This is a genomic window from Dactylosporangium sp. CA-152071 (assembly GCF_050936335.1).
GTDB classification, from domain to species: Bacteria; Actinomycetota; Actinomycetes; order Mycobacteriales; family Micromonosporaceae; genus Dactylosporangium; species Dactylosporangium maewongense.
The window spans coordinates 4897518-4917133 of record NZ_JBNJMZ010000001.1 but is presented as its reverse complement, the minus strand read 5'-3'; the positions used below and the strand labels follow the sequence as shown (position 1 = coordinate 4917133).

Here is a 19616-nt window from a genome sequence, read left to right as displayed (position 1 = left end):
ACGGCAGGGTAGCTACTCGAATTCGTCGGCCAGTTCGCGGTATGCGGCTAGTACCGTTTCGGTCCGTTCTGTCAGTGTTTCCGCGGGCTCCGCGTCGCGGGGCGGCCGGCCGCTGATCGCGCCGAGCAGCGCGTCGGCGGCGTCGATCCGCACGCGGGCCCGCGACTGCGCCGCCCGCTGGTCCAGGAACCCCTGGCACAGCCCGGCGAGGTGCCGCAGCTGCCCGACCCGCCGGCTCACCTCGGCGTCGACCTCGGTCAGCCGCTGCGTGAGCTCCGCCTGCCTGTCGGTGACGGCCGCGAACAGCAGCCCCGCGCCGATCGGCTCGCCCACCGACGCGCGCAGCGCCCGGGCGGCGGTCCGCAGCTCGCCGCGCTCGGCGAGGGCGTGCGCGAGGTCCCACAGCGTGCGTTCCAGGGTGTCGTGGGGATCGGTCGGGTCGCCGAGCCGCTCCAGCGCGGGCCAGGTCAGCACGATCCGGTCGGCGTACCCGGCGGCCTCCTCGAACATGGACCGGTCGCGGGGGTCGGTGAGGTACTGCCGCAGCGACCGCTCCCGGCTCGCCGGCGTCCTCACCAGGTGCAGCCCGGCGAGCAGGAACCCCGTGGCGGCGACCGCGGCCAGGATCGCGCGGCCCAGCGGCGGCGCGCCGAGCCAGTGGATGCCCAGCGCGGCGATCGCGGCGCAGGCGAGGGCCGCCGCGTACGCGACGAACACCCAGTTGTCGGCCGGCCAGAACGGGCCGACGCGCGGCTGCCCGGACGCGCCGGCGAGGGCCCGTTGCGCCGCGCCCGCCTGCTGGCGCACGATCGCGGTACGCCGCCCGCGGAGGTACTCAAGCACGCCGGATCAGCGCCGAGGTGGCGCTCGCCAGCAGCAGTCCGGCAAGGACCCCGGGCAGTCCGGCGACGAGCCCGGCGAAGAGGGCCGTCGCCCCGAGTGTCGGCAGCGACAGCGGCCCCATCCAGCTCGGCAGGTGCTGCGCCGGCACGCCCACCAGCGCGATCAGCGACGCGGCGGCCAGGGCGAACAGCGGTGCGAATGGCTGGCCGGTCATCAGGACCAGCCCGGCGGCGAACGCGATGCCCAGCGCCGGCCCCGGCAGCGGCAGCACCGTGAGCAGGCCGACCCCGACGGCGGCGGCCTGCGGGTGGGTGACGCCGCCGACGTTGAGCGCCGGCCAGGCGACGGTGGCCGCGAGCGCCGCCCAGACACAGCGGTGCGTTGCGGCCGTCGCTGGTCCGGTTCCCTCGTCGACGGCCCGGACGAGCATCACAGCAGCCGCAGTTCCCGCGCCCGCTCGACGGCCTCGCGCCGACGGCCGGCGTGCAGCTTGCGGTAGATGTTCTTGACGTGCGTCTTGACGGTGTTGACCGACACGTACAGCGTCGAGGCGATCTCCAGGTTGGACATCGTGCCCTGCAGGTACCGCAGCACCGTCAGCTCCCGCTCGGTGAGCGGCTCGACGAGGCTGCCGTCGGCGCCGCGCCCGCCGCCCGCCAGCGGCGACGAACCGGCGGCCAGCTCGGCCGCGAGGGGGTGGTACACGGGCAGCAGCGGCGCGAAGTTGGCCAGGAGGTCCCGCACGGGGTGCCCGCCGACGAGGAACGGCCGGCGGAAGCTCTCCTCCTCCGCGATGTCCAGGGCGACCTCCAGGCCGCGCAGCACCCGGTTGCGGTCGCCGAGCGCCCGGCCGGCGAGGGACGTCAGGATCGCGGCGTGCACGGTCCAGGTCAGCGCCGTGTCCACCGACGGGGTCGCGTACTGCTGGGCGGTCGACGCGGCGGCGGCAGCCTTGCCCTCGACCAGCGCCGCCGACGCGTCGACACAGGCGGCCCATCCCGGGTACACGTCCGGGTCGCCGCCGGTCGCGACGAGTCGCCGGGCCGCGCCCAGGTCCCCGCCGCTGATTCGCAGCTCCGCCTCCGTCAGGGCCAGGGCCCGCTCCACGCTGGGCGTGAGCGGCGCGCCGCCGAGCTCGCGGCGGGCGGTGTGCAGCACCTCCAGGGCGGCGGCGAGCCGGCCCGAGCCGTGGCGGAGCTTCGCCCGCACCGTCGCGATCGCGACGAGCAGGTCGGGGTCGCCGGAGGCCAGGTCGAGGCCCTCGTCGAGGAGCCGGTCGGCCTCCGCGATGCGGTCCCATTCGCCGTACACGCTGGCCAGGGCCATCCGGACCCAGCCGAGGTCGGTCGCGTCGGTGATGCCGAAGCGGTCCGCGGTCACCAGCGCCTGCCGGCCGAGCCGAGCCGCCGCCCGCAGCCTGCCGCGGGCCGCCTCCAGCACCGACAGCTGCGCCGCTGCGCACACCTGCGTCTGCGCCATGCCTGTGCGCTGGGCGAGCACCAGAGCCCCGTGCAGGGGAGACCCGGCGGCGGCGAGCTCACCCAGCCGTAGCCGGGCCGCGCCTTCGTCCAACATGGACAGTGCCCGGACCTCGTCGGTCTGGTCCTCGGGCCGGTTGAGCTCCCCGAGGGCGGCGAGCGTCCTGCGCGGGTCGCCGGACAGCCACGCCTCGGCGGCCATGAACCCGGCCATCATCCGCGCGCTGACCCGGGCCGGCGCATTGGCCGCGGCGGGCTCCTTCGATGTGCCGCCGGCTGCCGCGACCGGTCCAGCGGCGGGTGTACCGGCGGACGTCCCGCTCGGCGCGGGCGCGGTCATCACGGCCGTCGCACCGCCACCGTTCGCGGCCGGGACGTGCAGCGCGGCCGGCACACCAGACCCGGCCGGCCCGGAGCGCCCGACGGTCGCGCCGACGTTGCCGGTCGGTCCGTTCGCGCCCATCCCGTACGCCGCGCGGTTCATGCCGGCCGGACCGCTCGCGGAGGTCCCTCCCGCGGAGCCGCCGGTGGCGGCCACGTTCGCAGGCCCGGTGCCGGTGCTCTTGCCGCCGTCTCCGCCGGACGTGTTCGTGCCGATCCCGTTCGTGCCGTTCGTGTTCGTGACGAACGCGGTGCCGGTGTTCGTGGTGGTCGCGCTCGCCGGCGCGGTCTCTCCGTTGCCGTTGCCGCCGTTCGTACCGTTGGTGCTGGTGGCTCCGGCGCCGCCGGCGGGGCTGTTGCCGCCGTCTCTGCCGGGCGCGTTCGTGACGTCCGTGGTTCCGGTGCCCCCACCGCTGGTGGCGGTGGCGGCCGGCCCGGTCGAGGTCGTGCCGGTGGTGCTGGCGGGCGTGGAGGTCGTGGGGCCGTTCGTGCCGGTCGCGGGCGTCCCTGTTGCGGACGTCCCAGTCGCGGTCGGGCCGGTCGGGTTCGTAGCGGTCGCAGCCGGACCGGTGGTGGTTGGGCTGCTCGCGGTTGGGCTGCTCGCGGTTGGGCTGCTCGCGGTCGGGCCGGTCGCGGTCGGGCCGGTCGCGGTCGGGCCGGTCGGGTTCGTGGGGCCGGTGCTGGAGGTGGGCGGGGTGTCGGCGGCGCGGTTGCTGCGGCGCAGGTAGTCGCGGGTGCCCTCCAGGTCGCCGACCCGCAGGCGCTCCGCGGCGAAGGCCAGCGCCAGCCGCGGGTCCGCGTGCTCGTCGCCGGCCGGCGGGTGCGGCGCGGCCTCGTGGGGGCGGTCGTAGCGGACCCCGCCAACGATGTCCGGCCAGTGCCGGTCCAGCGTCTCGACGGCGCCGGTCCAGTCCTCGGCGAGCAGCGCGTGCCGCATCGCCTCGGCCGGGATCCCGTAGGTCGAGTGCCACGCGGCCGCCCGGCGGTGCAGCTCGGCGACGCGTTCGGGGTTGCGGCGCTGCAGCTCGGAGTGCAGGGTGCGGGCGAAGAGCGGGTGGAAGCGGTACCAGCCGCCGGGGCCGGCGTTGCGGGTCAGGAAGGCGTTGGAGCCCTTGAGCTCCGCGAGGACCCGCGCGCCGTCGTCGCGGCCGGTGATCGCCTCGACCAGGCCGGCGTTGAGGCGCGTCGCGACCGCCGTGTCGAGCAGCAGCCGGCGGGTGTCGGCGGGCAGCGTCTCGATGACCTCGCCGGTGAGGAAGTCGCCGACGGCGGTGCTGTAGGCGCCGCCGTCGTCGAGGACCCGCTCCGGCTCCGGGTGCCCGCGCATCGCCATCGCGGCGAGCCGCACCCCGGCCGGCCAGCCCTCGGTCATCGAGTGCAGCGCGTACAGGGTGCTGCCCGGCAGCACGACGTCGTGCGCGGCCAGCAGCTGCGCGGTCTCGGCGATGGTGAGCGACAGGTCGGTCGTGCGCACCTCCGTCAGCGAGCCGTTGACCCGCCACCGGTACAACGGCAACGCCGGATCCCGCCGGCAGGACAGCACCAGGTGCAGGCGGCCCATGCCGTGCCGCACCAGCGACTCCAGCTCAGCGAGCGCGGCCTGGTCGCTGATCTCGCGCACGTCGTCGACGACCACGACGTGGGGGCGGTCGAGCGCGTCGACGGCGCGCGGCAGGTCTTCGGCGTAGAGGTCGGGCTTCAGGTCCCCGGCGGGCGCCGCGTGATCCCCCGCGGAGAGGGCGCCGCGGAGCCGGCCGGGCACGTCGGCGCCGTCCGGCGAGTGCGCGGTCACCCAGCTCACGACGGGCACCTCGTCACCGATCCGCACGGTGCGGGCCCACGCGACCAGGGCGGCGGTCTTGCCCCATCCGGCGGGCGCGGTCACCAGCGTCAGCGGCGCGCGCACAGCTGCGTCAAGCTGCGCGACGACCCGGTCGCGCAGTACGTATCCGGGTGGGAGGTCCGGCACCGCCAACGTCGACGGGGCCGTTCCACGGCGATCCTGCTGTACCAACGCTTGCGACACTCGGTGCCCCCCGATTTCATACCTCGCCAAACGTGACGAGCAAAGCACCGCTCCAAGCTGCGGGGCCTCACCCTGCCTGGGTGGTCTTCCCTCGGCCGATGTGGCTGTTTGCCTTGCGTAGCAACGGTTCCATCGACATCGCTGCACCGGCGCGCCGCATGCAGGAGGCTCACCCGGATCGGATGACGCGCGGTCACCACACTGGTCGGCAGCGTTCCCGCTATCGCCCGTCGCGTCGACGGGCGGGGAGGGATGAGCCCAGGATGAGCGCGCTTGTCGGTGAGATCGAGCTCCGCGGCGAGAACGGGTTCGAGCTTGCCCTGAGGGGTTACCACCGCGGCCAGGTGGATCGCTACATCGCCACCCTGCAGATGCGGCTGACCACCGTGGAGACGGAGCTTGCCTCGGCGCGCTACCGGGAGCAGCAACTCGCGGGCAAGGTCGAACGGCTCAACACGCAGGTCCGCCAGTGCACGTGCGGCGACGAGACCTCGAAGGCCGTCGGCGGCCGGATCCAGCAGATGATCGAGCTGGCCGAGCAGGAGGCCGACGACCTGCGCAAGCGGGCCGCCGAGGAGCTCGACGGCGCCCGGACCGCGGGGGAGGGGCTGCTCGCCGACGCCCGCAAGCACGCCGAGGACGCGATCCGCGACTTCCAGACCGCGCTCGCGCAACGTCGCTCGGAGGAGGCACGCGCCGAGCAGGCCCGCCGCGTGCAGTGGGACACCCGCCGCCAGCGGCAACGCGAGGCGGCCGAGAACCTCCTGGCGTCGACCCGATCCATCGGTGCCGAGAGCCTGCAGACCACCAAGAAGTTGCTCGACGCCCTGTCCGAGCAGCACGCCAAGTTGACCGCGGAGGTCGAGTCCGCGGAGAAGGAGATGGCCGACCTGCCGAATGCCTGAAGACGTTCTGCCCCGAGACGCCCGGTGGTCCACAGTGGACCACCGGGCGTCACCGTCTCCGGGGAGGAAGGGGGTTCAGACGAAGACCTCGTGCAGGTGGTCTTCCTGCTCCTTGGACAGGTTGGTGTGCAGGAGCTTCGGCCGGTCGCCGGCGAACGCGTCGCGGACCTTGTCGACCACGACGTCGGTGGTCAGCACGAACAGCGCGGACGTGCCCGGCTGGATCTCGTCGCGGGTGCGCTTGATGAAGTCGTCGTCGATGCCGACGTCCCTCAGTGAGCCCGCGATGGCGCCGGCGGCCGCGCCGACGGCCATGCCGAACAGTGGGATGAGGAAGATCAGGCCGAAGAGCATGCCCCAGAACATGCCGCCGAGCGCGCCCCGGCCGGTCAGGTTGTGCATCTGCCGGGTCTTGGGCTTGCTGGCGCCCTCCTCCCAGGAGACGGTCGCGGCGTCCTCGATGTTCACCAGGCCCTGCTTCGCGAGGCCCTGGAGCTTCTCGGCGGCGCGGGACGCCCCCTCGGGGGTGTCGAACTTCCAGACGGTCAACGTGGCCATGGTCGTGCTCCGTTCCGTGAGTCGGGCATTCCTTGAAGAGCGTCGCTGCGCTGGACGGTGCGCGGCCCCACCTGTGCGGAGTGACGATGTGCCCGCTGGCCGATCACCCCGCCGGGGTGAGGACGCATCACTCTGACAGCCAGCAGGATTCCTGCCATGAACGAACTGCGGGCGGCCCTGATGGTGACTGCTGCACCGTCGATGACGGTCCGCCCGTTCCCGCCAGCCGCGGGCGTCACGTCGTCGGTGGTCCCCGGCGTGACGACCCAGCTGGGGCGTCAGGTGAACACCGTTGAGCAGGGGGTACTCAACGGGGCAGGACGAGCGGTGAACACGGCCCGCATCCTGCGCACCGGGCGCTCTTCAGCGAGGGCGGCGGGAGCCGATGGGTGGGCGGCTGATCCGGAGGAGGCCGCCCACCCATCGCAAGTCACACAGCAGGCCCGATAAGACGTCTGAACACTGAAGGACGGCGCGAGAGGCGCCGACGCGCTCCCAGGCCCGCGTCGGCGCCTCAAGCGTTTCCAGACACAGAACTGGGTGGCTGCCACGGGGGCAGCCACCCAGTTCTTTTCTGTGTGCCGTGCGGTCCCTCAGATCACGCCGTGGTCCGAGGTCGGTGCGGCGTGCCGGGGCGGGTCGGACGACCACCGGGCCGTCTCGTCGTGCCGGGAGTGCGCGCCCGGCCCGCCGACGTCGCCGTACCGCGGCGGCTGCGGTGCCTCACCGGTCGCGGGCATGTCGCCGTGCCGGCCCGGCTGGCTCGGCTGGCTCGCCTCCGCCGCGCTGTGCGCGCCCTCGTTCGGCCGCGCCGCGGGACCCGGCCGCCCCGCCTGATACGGCCCGCTCGGTGGGTAGGGCCCCACATTCGGCCCGTACGCCGCCGACCCCGACGTCTGCGCGGCGGGGTGGTGCGGTGAGGTCGGCGCGTTCATCGGGATGCCGCTGCCGTGCCCCTGGTAGTCCACCGCCTGGTAGTCCCGGTCGGCCGCCCGGTGGCTCGCCGGGGCCGGCGTGACGGCGGGAGGCATGGACTCCGACCAGTGGACGGTGAGCGCGAAGAGGACCACCACGCTGAGTGTGATCATCAACAGCGACCACACCGGGTATGCGCCGAGCCAGCCGACCTGGATCACCATGTGCACCGCCACGATGGCGATCGCCGCCACCCGGGCGACGCTGTTGCGGGACAGCAGCCCGATCCCGGCGGCCAGCATCAGCCCGCCGAAGACCAGCATGAGGATGCCCCAGCCGGTCAGGTTCACCACGACGAGACTGTTGTTGTCGATGAACGCCACCTGGTTCTGCAGCAGCGTGACGAGTCCTTCGAGCACGTTGAGGAGCCCGATCACGACGAGCATGACGGCCGCGAAGGTGACCCAGCCGAACCACACGGCTCTGCTCTTGGTCATGGCCACTGTGTTCCTTCCTCTGCACGAGCGGGGCACCGGCAGGAGGCAGGTCTGGCAGGTCTGACCAATGAGAGCAGGTTCGTCGTCCGGCCGCGGCGGACAAGAGAGGAGGCGCCGCGGCCGGATCCGGCGAAGCTCGTGTGGCGACCTCCCTCCCTTGCGGAAATTGCGAACCGGTGCTTTTGAGCCGATCGTTCGGGGCGACCGGATGACCGGACATCACCCGGCCCGTGTGAGTTGGATCGCCCGTCCATCGATGGACCGCCCGTCACCCGCACCGGGTGAGGACTTCTCACCCGGCGGCGCCAGCACAATGCGGTCGTGGAGATGGCCTGGATACCTGGTGGCGCGTTCGCCATGGGTGCGGACGGCTTTTATCCGGAAGAGGCGCCGGTGCGCAAGGTCACCGTCGACGGCTTCTGGATCGACTCGCATCCCGTGACGAACGCCGAGTTTGCCCTGTTCACGACGGAGACCGGCTACGAGACGGTGGCGGAGCGGCAGCCGGAGGACGAAGGTCAGCCCGGCTCGATGGTGTTCGTACAGCCGCCCGGACCTGTGCCGCTCCGCGACTGGCGGGTGTGGTGGGAGTTCCGCCCCGGCGCGTCCTGGCGACATCCGTGGGGGCCGGACTCCGACATCCGGGGCCAGTCGGCGCACCCGGTGGTCCACGTCGCCTACGAGGACGCCGCGGCGTACGCCAGGTGGGCCGGCAAGGACCTGCCGACCGAGGCGGAGTGGGAGTTCGCCGCCCGCGGCGGGCTCGACCAGGCGATCTACCCGTGGGGTGACGATCCCGAGCCGGGCCGGGCCAACATCTGGCACGGCATCTTCCCGTGGCTGGACCGCAGCGACGGCGGCCACGGCACCAGCCCCGTCGGGGCGTTCGCCGCCAACGCGTACGGCCTCTTCGACGTGGTCGGTAACGTGTGGGAGTGGACGTCGGACTACTACCGGTCCGGAAATGCCAGATTCGACGTGGGTGACGATCCTCTCCAGCCCCAGGGTGAGATCGCCGACAACCCGCGGGTGGACACCCCCGCAGGGGCGGCCGTCTATGCGAGCAGGGTCGTCAAAGGCGGCTCCTACCTGTGCTCCACCGGCTATGACCACCGGTTCCGCCCCGCGGCGCGACAGCCGGAGGCGGTCGACAACGGCAGCTGTCACGTCGGTTTTCGTTGCGTTCGCCGACTCGGGTGAACACGCACTGTTATTTGTTCACCCCCTACGGGTGAGGCGACCTCACCTTTAATCGCCTCACAATCCCGTGGTCATCCGCCGTGCTGCGGTGGGTGGGAGGGGGCGAAAAACGTTGGGGCAGAAAACGCTCGTTGACACCATCACCCGTCCCGCACTGCACTTCGCAGTGCCTGAGCCGCCCCGCTATCACGTGCCACGACCGCGTCTTCTGGACGCATTGGATCGTGCGGTGGCGGGGCATTTGACATTGATCTCCGCTCCGGCGGGGTGGGGCAAGACCACCCTGTTGGCAGAATGGGTGGCGGCAGGGCGATCTCCCTGGCCGCTGGCGTGGTTGACCGTCGAGGCACACCACGGCCCACGCTTTTGGGAACACGTGCTGGGTGCGGTCGCGGCGGCCACCGCGGAGCACCAGGTCACCGCGGCGGCGACCGACGGTGGCGAGGCACTCGACGAGCTGGTCGTGCTGCTGCGGCGGCCCGGCCCGCCGGTCGTCGTCATCCTCGACGATCTGCAGGAGCTGTCCGTCCCGCGGGTGTGGGGGGAGCTGGAGACGCTGCTTTCCCAGGCGGGAGACCGCCTGCGTCTCGTCATCGCCTGCCGGACCGACCCGGCGCTCACCCTGTACCGCTTCCGCATCCGCGGCGCGCTCGCCGAGCTGCGGAACGGGACGCTCGGCTTCACCCTCGACGAGACCGCGCAGATGCTCAACGCGCACGGCGTCCGGCTCGCCGAGTCGGCCCTCGTGGAGCTGCACGCGGTGATGCGAGGTTGGGCGGCGGGGCTGCGACTCGCCGCGCTCGCCGTGCAGGGGCACCCGGAGCCTGACAGCCTGGTGCCCCGTTTCGCGCTGCAGGATCGGGCGCTCGGCGAGTACCTCGTCGGCGAGGTCTTCGACACCCTGCCGGAGGACATCCGCGAGGTGGTCCTCTGCACCTCGGTGCTCGACCAGGTCAGCGCCGAGCTCGTGGAGGCGCTGACGGGCCGCGTCGACGGCGCCCGCATCCTGGCGCAGCTCGAACACTCCAACCTGTTCGTCGTGCAGGGCAGCGGCAACGCCGGCATGTACCGGTGCCACCCGCTCTTCGGTCTCATGTTGTACGACGAGCTGCGGCACCGCCGGCCCGAGCAGGTCCGGCAGCTGCACCGCCGCGCCGCGGACTGGTTCGCCGCGCACGACTCGCCGGCCGACGCGCTGCGGCACGCGCTCGCGGCCCGCAACTGGGGCCAGGCCTCCGACCTGCTCGCCGCGAGCTGGCAGGAGCTGGTGCCGGGGGCGCGGCTGCGGACCATCAAGGAGCTGGTCCCGCCGCCGCCGCAGGAGGTCCGCAACGACCCGCGGCTGGCCCTGGCCTTCGCCGCGGAGCGCCTGGACGCGAGCGACCCGCAGGGCACGGAGACGTTCCTGCACCTGGTCGACCGCTCGCAGCACACGCTGGTCGAGTCGGCCCGCACGGCGTTGCAGCCCATCGTCGACAGCTTCCGGATGGCCGAGGCGCACCAGTCGGGCAAGCCCGAGCTGATCCTCGCCACGGCGCCGCAGCTGCTGCGCGACGACATGGGCCTCGACGACCAGGACACCGCGCGGATGCGGGCGCTCGCGCTCGTCGCCGTCGGCGGCGCGCGCCTGCTGCAGGGCGACCTGGGGGCGGCGGAGCTGGCGCTCACCGAGGCGCTCAACCTGGCCCGCCGCTGCGGCGGGATCCAGTCGCAGCTGGCCGCGCTGCGGCAGCTCGCGCAGCTCAACGCGACCCGCGGGCGGCTGACGGCGGCGATGCGCTACGGCAAGGAGGCCCTGGCCCTCGCCGACCGTGAGGGGCAGACGCAGGGCAGCGACGTGGTCTGGGCGCAGCTCACCGTCGCCGAGGTCTGCTACCTGCAGGCCAGGGTGCGGGCGGCCGAGCACTACCTGGACCGGGCCCTGGACGGCGGCGGTCTGGCCGACCCGGGCCTGGTCGCGGTCGCCACGATGTCCCGGGCACACATCCGGGCCGCCGCCGGCGACGCCAGGGCCGCCTGCACCGAGCTGGCCGCGATCCGGCGGCAGCTCGCGGACTGGCGGTACACGCCCCGGCTCCAGCACTGCGTCACGCTCGCCGAGGCGGAGCTGCGGCTCGCCGCCGGCGACGTGGAGGCGGCGAAGCGGCTGCTCAACCTGGAGCCGGTGGATCTGCTGACGCCGTGGCTGGGTGTCGTCCGAGCGAAGGCCGCCCTCGCCGAGCGCCGCCCCGCGGCGGCCCTCGGTGCGGTGCAGCCGTTCCTGGAGTACACCACCGGCTCGCTGGTGTGGACGGTCGACGCCAACCTCACCTGCGCCCGCGCGCTCCGCGCGCTCGGCGACCGGAGCAAGGCCGGCCGGGCTCTCGAGCAGGCGCTGCGCTGCGCCGAGGACGAGGGCATCCGCTGGCCGTTCGTGGCCGGCGGCCAGCCGGTCCGGGAGCTGCTGGTGACCTACCTGCCGGCGGGCAGCGGTTACCGCGGCGTCGCCGAGGACATCGCCACCGAGCTCAACGGCTTCGGCCGCCCGGCCGCCGCGGCGGGCGAGCTGGCGGAGCCCCTCACCGAACGCGAACTGGCCGTCCTGCGCTACCTGCAGGGCACCCTGTCCGCGGGCGAGATCGCCTCGATGCTCTACGTGTCCGTCAACACGGTGAAGACGCACATGAAGAACATCTACCGCAAGCTGGGGGTCGGCAGGCGGCGAGAGGTGATCGAACGGGCCCGCGAGCTGAACCTGCTCTGACAGGACAGCTCGCCGGCCACGGCAAGCGGCCCCCGGGGAATCCCCCGGGGGCCGCTGCTTTGCGCGTCCAGTTTCCGGGACGGGCCCGCCCCTGTGGCGCCGTCCGGCCTCCGGTGCGGCCGCCGCTGTGCGCCGTCCGGTTCTCGGAGGGCCGTCGCTTCGCGTCGCGTCGTCCCGGCCTCCCCCGAACGGCGCTGCTTCGCGCCGTTCGGTCTGCGGGGCGGGACCACCGGCGGACACCGTACGGGGACACCCGAACGGACACAAAACAGCGGCGGCGCCCACTCCATTGGGGGCGCCGCCGCCGTCGGCGGTGGGGTGTTCGAGTTACTGGGTGACGTAAGGGCGGGCGCCGATGGCGGCCAGCTCCTCCGAGATCTCCTCGTCGTCCTCGACCATCACACCCTCGATGATCGCCGTGTCCGCCTGCGCGGCCATGAGCACCGGCAGCGGGTCCATGAGCGGGTCGAGGGAGGCGCACTGCACGGCGATGAACGAGTCGTCCATCTCGTGCACCGGCTCGGCGACGATCATCGGGACGGTGGCGTGCCCGACCGCCCGGACCCACACCTGCGGCGAGTCGAGGTCGATGACGTCGACGTCGGTGCCCACCGGAACCCTGCCGACCGCGGGCTCGAGCTCCTCGACGATGTCCACCAGGATCACGTCCTCGTGGCGCACGATCGGCCGGCCGGCCTTGTGGCGGCCCCGGTACCGGTCGTTGCGGCTGTTGCGCCGCAGCGCCAGCTTCGTGACCGACGCGATCGGCGCCTCCTCCGGCTCAACGCCGGCGGCGGCCGCCCTGCCCTTCGGCACGGTCAGGACGAACAGGATGATCACGTCGAGCGTGATCATCAGCAGCGACCATGCCGGGTACGCCCGGAGCATGGCCAGCTGCGAGATCGCGTGCAGCGCCACGATGCTGACCGCGACGGCCCGGGCGCTGGTCTTGCGGGCGCGCAGCGCGAACCCGGTGACGCCGAGGAGCACGCCGAGGGTCACCGTCGCGGTGGCCCATGTGGTGGCGCTGGTGAACGCCACGTCATTCCTGTTGAACCCGATACCGCCGCTGGCGAACCCCACCAGCAGCCCTTGCGAGACGTTCAACGTGCCGACGAGCGCGAGCATCGTCGTGCCGAACGTGGTCCATTCCTTCACCACACCGCCGCCGCTGTCCATCCGCCGTACTCTCCCTACTGCCTCTGCCGTCTGCAGGATCGGTTTCAAGTGGGAAACAGTCCGGGAATACGTGTGGGCCGTGCCGGCCCCGGTCGAAACCAGGACCGGCACGGCCTATCTCCCCCGTTGTTTCTCTGTTCCCCCCGGAACAGGCCCGGATGGTCGTTCCGGACGCGCCGCCCGCGCGCCCGGAACGTCCACGTCGTGCCTGGGGAAGATGATTCGAGGGAGGCGGGTGATCAGGGATCACCCTCGATGGGTGAGGCGCCGGAGGAACCGGGGAGCCGCTCCGGGTGGGGGCGCCGCGGATGGGGGAGCCGCCGCGGGTGGGGCTACCAGGCCACGGGCTCGGCGGCCAGCAGGCAGGCGTCGTCGTCGAGGTTGCCGCGCCAGGCCATGTCCAGCACCCCGTCCAGCGCGCGGTCCAGGTGCTCGGCGGGCGCGGCCGCGCGCATCGCGGCCCGGACGTCGTCGGCGAGGCCCTGGACCCCCTGGTCGATGGCCTGGTCGCGGCGCTCGACGACGCCGTCGGTGTACATGAAGAGCAGCTCGCCGGGCTCGATCCGCACGGCCGCCTGCGGGTACACGGCGCAGGGCTCGACGCCGAGCGCCATCCCGGGCGGCTGGCGCAGCGGCCCGACGCCGTCCGTGTTGGCCCGCAGGATCGGCAGGTGGCCCGCGCGGGCCCAGACGAGCATCCGGTCGGCGGGGCGGAACCGGCCGCAGACCGCGGTGGCGAGGACCGTCGCGCGGCGCCGGCACAGCATCCGGTTGAGCGCGGCGAGGATCACGCCGGGCTCGTCGCCGGCCAGGGCCAGCGCCGTCATCGACGCCCGCAGCTGCCGCATGGTGCCGGCCGCGTCCGGGCCGTGGCCCATCACGTCGCCGACGGCCAGCAGCACGTCGCCGCCCGGCAGGGCGGTGCCGAGGAACCAGTCACCGCCGACCCCGGCGATCCTGTCCGCCACCGCGTACCGCACGCCGACCCGCACGCCGTTGACCGCAACATCCGTCGTCACCACGTCACACCCCTGAGGCCTACGTCGGTCGGCGGCGGGAACACCGGCGACCGCCCATATCGTGGCCCTCACGGCCGGGTGGGTGGCTCGCCCGCAGAGGGTGGTTGGCGGAGGTGCCGGTCCCACACTGGCGGGTGAGGCGTCAGATCAGGCTGAGCTCCCGTGCCCGGCGCACCGCGTCGCGCCGCCGGCTGACGCCGAGCTTCCTGTACACGTGCCGCACGTGCGTCTTGACGGTGTTGGTCGACACGCTGAGCACCGCGGCGATCTCCGCGACCGACAGCATGCTGCGCAGGTAGAGCAGGACCTGCGCCTCCTTCTCGGTGAGCGGGTCGGGCATCGGCTCCCCCGCGGGCGCGGACCAGGCCGCGAGGCCGTCCTGCGCGGCTGAGGACACAGCGGGGGACGCGGCAGGGGACGCGGCAGGGGACACGGGGGCCGCCGCGAGAGGCTCGGGGTCGGCGGGCTCTGGGTCGCGCTGCCGGGGTGGGGTGAGCACCGGCGGCGACGCGAGGACCTCCGCGATCCAGCCGGCGTGCCCGTCGAACGGCCGGCGGATCCCCTCCGGGCCGGCCATCCGCAGCGCCTGGTCGATCTGCTCCGACGCGCCGGCCAGGTCGCCGAGCTGCCGCAGCGCCTGGGCCAGTTGCACCGTCGCGGAGACGGCGGTGACCAGCGACCCGGGCCCTTCGTCGAGGATCCGCTCGGCCACCTGCGCGGTAGCCGCCGGCCGCCCCTCGGCCAGGTGCAGGCGGCCGAGCGCCAGCAGCGGCTCGTCGGAGCCGGGCCAGTGCCGCAGCGCCTCGGCGATGACCGTGTGCGCCTGGTCCATCCGGCCGTCGAGCAGGCACAGGTCCGCGTGCAGCGCCCGCACCGTCACGTCGGCGTAGCGCGGCATCACGCCCGCACCGGTGTCCATCAGCGGATCGAGCGCCTCCAGCACGCCGGCGTGGTCGCCGCGGTCGAAGAGCAGCAGCGCCAGGGCGATCGACCCGCTGACCCAGCCGTTGGGGTCGGGGACCGCGTTGGCGTTGACGCTCTCCTCGATGTGGAAGCGGGCCTCGTCGAGCTGGCCGCGTTCCCGGCACACGGTGGCGAGCACCAGCCGGGCGTAGCTGATGTTGCGCGACTCGGCGATCCCCGCGTCGCGGCAGCCGTCGAGGACCCGCCGCGCGCAGGCCGCCGCCGCCGACAGCCGGCCGCGGCTGAGGTGCGCGACCGCCCGCAGGCGGTTCGCCTGCACGGTGAGCAGGTTGAAGCCGGACTTGCGGGCCAGGTCGGCGCCGCGCTCCAGCTCGGCGTCGGCCTCGTCGAGCCGGCCACCCGCCATGGCCGCGCCGGCGAAGGTCAGGTGTGCCACGGCCCGCGCCGCGTCCGCGGAGTCCGCGAAGACGTGCTCGCCCGCGGCGTCCTCGGTGCGCTCCAGCAGGCGCACCGCGGTCTCGTGGGCACGGTCGGGGTCCTCGGTAGCGGCGGCCTCCGCGAGCCGCATCGCCGCGAGGAGCTCGGCCTGCAGAGTCCCTGGCGCCTCGCCGAGGCCGCGCTCGCCGAGCCGGATGAACGCCGACATGCCGACCATGTCGCCGGTGTCGCGGCACGACAGGGCGAGCGCGAAGGCGAGCATCGGCCGCTCGGCGATGTCGTGCGGCGGCTGGGGCCCGTCCCGGGTGGTCAGCGCCCGCGGCCCCGAGCCGGCCAGCTCCGGCCAGTACTGGAGGAACAACCGCTCGGTCGAGACCCAGTCGCCGCCCGCGATGGCGTGCGTCAGGGCGTCGCTGGGCAGCCCGTTCGCCGCGTACCAGCCGGCCGCCGCCCGGTGCAGGGCCCGCTCCTCGGCGAAGGACAGGGTGGTGCGCAGCTCGGCGCGCAGCATCGCCCGCAGCAGCCTGCGGTAGCGGTACCAGGAGTGCGAGCCGCCGTAGAAGCTGGCGAGCGAGTTGGCGCGGCTCATCTGGGCGAGCAGCCGGGCGCCGCCGCGGCCGCCCGTGAGCGCCTCGACCAGGCCCGGGCAGACCGTCTCCAGGATCGAGGTCCGCAGCATGACCTCGCGGATCTCCGGGTCGAGGTGCTGCAGGATCTCCCGCCGGACGTACTCGCTGAGCCCGACCTCCTCGTTGAGCCCGGCCTCACCCAGGACGATGTCGGTGACCAGCCGCTCCGGCTCGTGCCGGCCGACCATCGCCGACAGGATCACCGCGACCGCCGCCGGCCAGCCCTCGGTCACGTGCCAGAGCGCGTAGCGGAAGTGCTGGGCGAGGCGCACCCCGTAGCCGTCGGCGAGGCCGGTGACCTCGTCCTGGGTGAGGGCGAGGTGATCGGTGCGCAGCTCGTTGAGCTGGCCGCGGACCCGCCACCGGTAGAGCGACAGGGGCGGCTCGGTCCTGGCGAGGATGAGGAAGCTGATCCGGTCGCCGAGACGGGTGATGAGCCGCTCGAGCCGCCGCAGCACGGTGTGGTTGGCGACGTGGTGCAGGTCGTCGAGGACGACGACGGCGCGCTCGTAGTGGTGGGCGTTGCTCCACGCGTAGGTGGCCGGGTCGACGGCGATCCCGGCGGCGGTGAGCGCGTTCGTCAGCTGCCGCCATGCGCCGGCCCCGCAGTTGGCCTCGAACCGCACGTACGCGGCGCGCCCGGGTGCCCGGCCGGCGGCGATCCACGACGCCACCAGGACGGTCTTGCCCCAGCCGGTCGGTGCGCACAGCAATGTCACGGGGTGTGACACCGCGGCGTCGAGCTGCTCCATGAGCCGGTCTCGCGCGAGGTGTACCGCCGGCAGCTCGGGCGCGTCGCCGCGCCGCTCGGTGGCGGGTGCCTCGATCGGCCGGCTCGGCCCTGTCCAGCTGCGGAACCGCTCGGCGGCGTCGTTGTGCGCCAACTTGTCAAGAGTGCTCTCGCGTGGACCGCCGTGCTGGCTGCTCTGCACCGTCACTCCCGTGGACGCGTTTGAGACGTGCTGGGCGACCCTTCACCGAGGGATGGAATTCGTCGGAGAACCGACGCCGACCACCATAGATCTCCACGCGTCCGGAGGGGAGACCCCATATTTGGCTGCTTCGATTGTAGGAGTACAAACATTGACGAACATCTCATGATTGAGCGTTCTATTCATAGATACCCCCCAATTAATAGCGGCACCTTGTCGTACAGCGGGTGTGCGAGCGCTGGGGTGATGCATGGCATTTGTCCAGTTTTGCTGTCCGTGTCAGTTCTAACGGACAGTCTTCGGGGCTACACAGCGTGAGCCCTGGTTTGGAGGAGTCGCGCGGCGCTGTGCGGGGGTGTGGGGAATGGTCCGGTTCGACCGGAACCGGACCCTTCACGCATGCCTTCTTCGATCGTCCCTGGTGCCGCGGCGGCATGTCGACACGCTTTTTACTCATGTGGGTGTCTGTAGCTACTCATAGAGACGTATGACATCGATGTTTTTTACGGAGAATTACAACGATGTCATCAACGACACTCCTCATCTCGATCGGGCTTTTCGCTCAAACCCGTGCCATTCTGCAAGTTGCACATCGCAGGAACCGGCATTGGGGGCAAACCGGGCGCGCTGCGTGACCGGTCCGCGGTTGGGATCATTGCGCCCGGGGCAGGTTGTTGGTTTGGATGGTTCGTCCGTGAATGTGCCAAGACCGGAGGCCCGGTGTACGACCTCAACAGCCTCTCCCTGAGCGAGATCGTGCGCTGCGGGACCGAGGTGCGTGCGGTCGCGGCGAAGGGTGACGACCTTTCCGGCGCCCTGTATGACGTCGCGGAGCTGCTTCACGAACGCATTCGGGACGGTGCCGCCGGCCCGTCCGCCTTCTCCTGGCTCCGCCTGGCCGCGGGGGAGACGATCGTCACGACCGTGCCCGCCGGCGTCCTTCCGGCCGGAGGGTGGGGTGCGACGGGCGACTGGCGGGCGTCCGGTGCGATGCCCGTGGGGGTGCAGCTGCGCGAGGTCGACGACGATCCGGTGCGGACCGTGCTGGCCGTCGGCTGCGCCGGCCACCACCTGCTCGCCGGCGTCACCGTCCGGCTCGACCAGCAGACCGCCGACCTGTTCGAGCTGATCGTCCTCAACCTCCGGATCGGCCTGCACCGCCACGCCGACCCAAAGGACGCCGCCGCCCGCGAGGAGGCGTACGGCGACCTGCTCGGCGCCGTGGAGCGGGCCGCCGAGCGGCAGGCGGCCCGGCTGGAGCGGACCGTCGCCGAGCTCGCCGACGCCGCCGCGCGGCTGCGCCGCAGCCAGCAGGAGCTGCGCGAGCGGGAAGGCCGGCTGCGGGAGGAGACGAGCCTCGTCGAGGCGCTGCACTCCGTCGGCACCGAGCTGTCGTCGGAGCTCGACGTCGACCGGGTCGTGCAGCGCGCCACCGACGTCGCGACCGGCCTCACCGGCGCGGCCTTCGGCTCGTTCTTCTACAACGTCACCGACGAGCTCGGCGAGTCGCACCAGCTGTACTCGCTGTCCGGGGTGTCCAAGGAAGCGTTCGCGAAGTTCCCGCTGCCGCGCAACACCAGCGTGTTCGACCCGACGTTCCGGGGCGTCGGGTACCTGCGCAGCGACGACATCAGGAAGGACCCGCGCTACGGGCACAACCCGCCGTACACCGGCATCCCGTCGGGGCACCTGCAGGTCGTGAGCTACCTGGCCGTGCCCGTCGTCTCCTCCACCGGCGAGGTCCTCGGCGGCTTCTTCTTCGGCCACCCGCAGGTCGCCCGGTTCACCGAGCGGCACGAGCGTCTCGCCGTCGGCATCGCCGCGCACGCCGCGGTCGCGCTCGACAACGCCCGCATGTACCTGCGCCAGCGCGACGCCGCCGTCGAGCTGCAGCGCAGCCTCCTGCCCAGGATCCCGCGGGTCGACGGGATGGAGGTCGTGTCGCGGTACCTGCCGGCGGCGAAGGGCGTCGAGGTCGGCGGCGACTGGGTCGACCTGGTGCCGCTGTCCGCCGGCCGGGTCGCCCTCGTCGTCGGCGACGTGATGGGCAAGGGCATCCGCGCCGCGGCGGTGATGGGGCAGCTGCGCACGGCGATCCGCTCCTACGCGTCGCTGGACCTCGCCCCCGGCCAGCTCATGCGCCAGCTCAACACGCTGCTCGCGGCCGACGACGACACGCAGATGGCGTCGTGCGTCTACGCGGTCTACGACCTGGTGCACGGCACGCTCAGCTACGCCAACGCCGGCCACCCGCCCGCCGTCGGCGTCCTGGCCGGCCAGCCGACCCGGCTGCTGACCGGGCCCGTCGGGCCGCCGCTCGGGACGGCCGACTTCCCGTACACCGAACAGGTCGTCGCGGTCCCCCCGGGAGAGGCGCTCCTGCTGTACACCGACGGCCTCATCGAACGGCGCGACCGCAACATCGAGGACCGGCTCGCCGACCTCCAGGCACGGATCGCCCTGCACCCGCGACCGACCCTGGCCGCGATCGACGACCTCGTCGCCGGGATGGTCGACCCGGCCCATCACGAGGACGACATCGCGGTCCTCTATGTCCGGCAGCCGCCGACCGAGGTGCCGCTGACCGCGGTCGCGGCCTACCCGGCGGTGGCGTCCGAGAGTCGCGCGGCCCGCCGCTTCGTCCAGGAGACCCTGCACGGGTGGGACGTGCCTGGCGAGCGCACCGACACCGCCGTCGCGGTCGTCGCGGAGCTCTTCGCCAACGCGGCGACCCACGCCCGCACCCGCCACGTCGAGCTGCGCCTGCACCTGCTGCCGGCCCACGTCGCGATCGAGGTGTTCGACCAGGACAACCGGCTGCCGTTCCTGATCGAGCCGACCTTCGACGACGAGCACCACCGCGGCCTGCAGATCGTCCGCGCCAGCTCCGACCGCTGGGGGACCCGCGCCGTCGCCGACGGCAAGATCGTCTGGGCGGAGATCCCCTAG

12 protein-coding genes are annotated in these 19616 nt (G+C 72.9%); 4 read left to right on the top strand and 8 right to left on the bottom strand.

The window, feature by feature from the left end:
* Window positions 1–12 precede the first annotated feature (12 nt).
* From ACQEVZ_RS21985 to ACQEVZ_RS21975, 3 genes are read right to left on the bottom strand one after another with little or no spacing between them, the layout of a single operon-like run.
* Window positions 13–843 carry a hypothetical protein gene (locus ACQEVZ_RS21985; protein ID WP_433369381.1) on the bottom strand — a complete coding sequence of 277 codons (831 nt, stop codon included), beginning with the start codon at window positions 841–843 and terminating at the stop codon, window positions 13–15.
* Window positions 836–1273, bottom strand: a complete 438-nt coding sequence (locus ACQEVZ_RS21980; RefSeq protein WP_360558648.1) for a hypothetical protein — start codon at window positions 1271–1273, stop codon at window positions 836–838. Before ACQEVZ_RS21980 ends, ACQEVZ_RS21985 begins: the two co-directional genes overlap by 8 nt.
* Window positions 1273–4608, bottom strand: coding sequence for a LuxR C-terminal-related transcriptional regulator (locus ACQEVZ_RS21975; RefSeq protein WP_433369378.1), 3336 nt, complete (start codon window positions 4606–4608; stop codon window positions 1273–1275). Before ACQEVZ_RS21975 ends, ACQEVZ_RS21980 begins: the two co-directional genes overlap by 1 nt.
* 383 nt (window positions 4609–4991) lie before the next feature.
* Between ACQEVZ_RS21975 and ACQEVZ_RS21970 the strand changes: the two genes are divergently transcribed.
* Window positions 4992–5633, top strand: a complete 642-nt coding sequence (locus ACQEVZ_RS21970; protein WP_433369375.1) for a hypothetical protein — start codon at window positions 4992–4994, stop codon at window positions 5631–5633.
* A gap of 75 nt (window positions 5634–5708) precedes the next feature.
* On the opposite strand, the gene ACQEVZ_RS21965 is transcribed toward ACQEVZ_RS21970, so the two are convergent.
* Together ACQEVZ_RS21965 and ACQEVZ_RS21960 are read right to left on the bottom strand one after the other, a co-directional pair.
* Window positions 5709–6191, bottom strand: a complete 483-nt coding sequence (locus ACQEVZ_RS21965) for a DUF1269 domain-containing protein (protein ID WP_344503887.1) — start codon at window positions 6189–6191, stop codon at window positions 5709–5711.
* 593 nt (window positions 6192–6784) lie between these two features.
* Window positions 6785–7603 (bottom strand): DUF7144 family membrane protein, encoded by an 819-nt coding sequence (locus ACQEVZ_RS21960; RefSeq protein ID WP_344503886.1) that lies wholly within the window; start codon window positions 7601–7603, stop codon window positions 6785–6787.
* Between the two features lie 327 nt (window positions 7604–7930).
* Here ACQEVZ_RS21960 and ACQEVZ_RS21955 point away from each other — a divergent pair, with 327 nt between their 5' ends.
* Window positions 7931–8803 (top strand): formylglycine-generating enzyme family protein, encoded by an 873-nt coding sequence (locus ACQEVZ_RS21955; RefSeq protein WP_344504028.1) that lies wholly within the window; start codon window positions 7931–7933, stop codon window positions 8801–8803.
* A 67-nt stretch (window positions 8804–8870) separates the two neighbouring features.
* Entirely contained in the window at window positions 8871–11546 is a 2676-nt protein-coding gene (locus ACQEVZ_RS21950) for a LuxR C-terminal-related transcriptional regulator (RefSeq protein WP_433369370.1), read from the top strand.
* Between the two features lie 327 nt (window positions 11547–11873).
* Here the strand turns inward: ACQEVZ_RS21950 and ACQEVZ_RS21945 are convergent, their stop codons facing one another.
* The 3 genes from ACQEVZ_RS21945 to ACQEVZ_RS21935 form a co-directional block, all read right to left on the bottom strand.
* Window positions 11874–12725: a DUF7144 family membrane protein gene (locus ACQEVZ_RS21945; RefSeq protein ID WP_344503884.1), complete on the bottom strand. Its 852-nt coding sequence runs from the start codon at window positions 12723–12725 to the stop codon at window positions 11874–11876.
* A gap of 332 nt (window positions 12726–13057) precedes the next feature.
* Window positions 13058–13744 carry a PP2C family protein-serine/threonine phosphatase gene (locus ACQEVZ_RS21940; RefSeq protein ID WP_344503883.1) on the bottom strand — a complete coding sequence of 229 codons (687 nt, stop codon included), beginning with the start codon at window positions 13742–13744 and terminating at the stop codon, window positions 13058–13060.
* A 142-nt stretch (window positions 13745–13886) separates the two neighbouring features.
* Complete coding sequence (locus tag ACQEVZ_RS21935) at window positions 13887–16619, bottom strand: LuxR C-terminal-related transcriptional regulator (RefSeq protein ID WP_433369365.1); 2733 nt, start codon at window positions 16617–16619, stop codon at window positions 13887–13889.
* 768 nt (window positions 16620–17387) lie between these two features.
* Between ACQEVZ_RS21935 and ACQEVZ_RS21930 the strand changes: the two genes are divergently transcribed.
* A complete protein-coding gene (locus tag ACQEVZ_RS21930; RefSeq protein WP_433369362.1) occupies window positions 17388–19616 on the top strand; it encodes a SpoIIE family protein phosphatase in 2229 nt (742 codons plus the stop codon).

Bases quoted from the DNA above. Each gene is read 5' to 3' on its own strand.
- ACQEVZ_RS21970 (WP_433369375.1), top strand. From the start codon at position 4,992: ATGAGCGCGCTTGTCGGTGAGATCGAGCTCCGCGGCGAGAACGGGTTC.
- ACQEVZ_RS21960 (WP_344503886.1), bottom strand. From the start codon at position 7,603: ATGACCAAGAGCAGAGCCGTGTGGTTCGGCTGGGTCACCTTCGCGGCC.
- ACQEVZ_RS21955 (WP_344504028.1), top strand. From the start codon at position 7,931: ATGGCCTGGATACCTGGTGGCGCGTTCGCCATGGGTGCGGACGGCTTT.
- ACQEVZ_RS21980 (WP_360558648.1), bottom strand. From the start codon at position 1,273: ATGCTCGTCCGGGCCGTCGACGAGGGAACCGGACCAGCGACGGCCGCA.
- ACQEVZ_RS21945 (WP_344503884.1), bottom strand. From the start codon at position 12,725: ATGGACAGCGGCGGCGGTGTGGTGAAGGAATGGACCACGTTCGGCACG.
- ACQEVZ_RS21965 (WP_344503887.1), bottom strand. From the start codon at position 6,191: ATGGCCACGTTGACCGTCTGGAAGTTCGACACCCCCGAGGGGGCGTCC.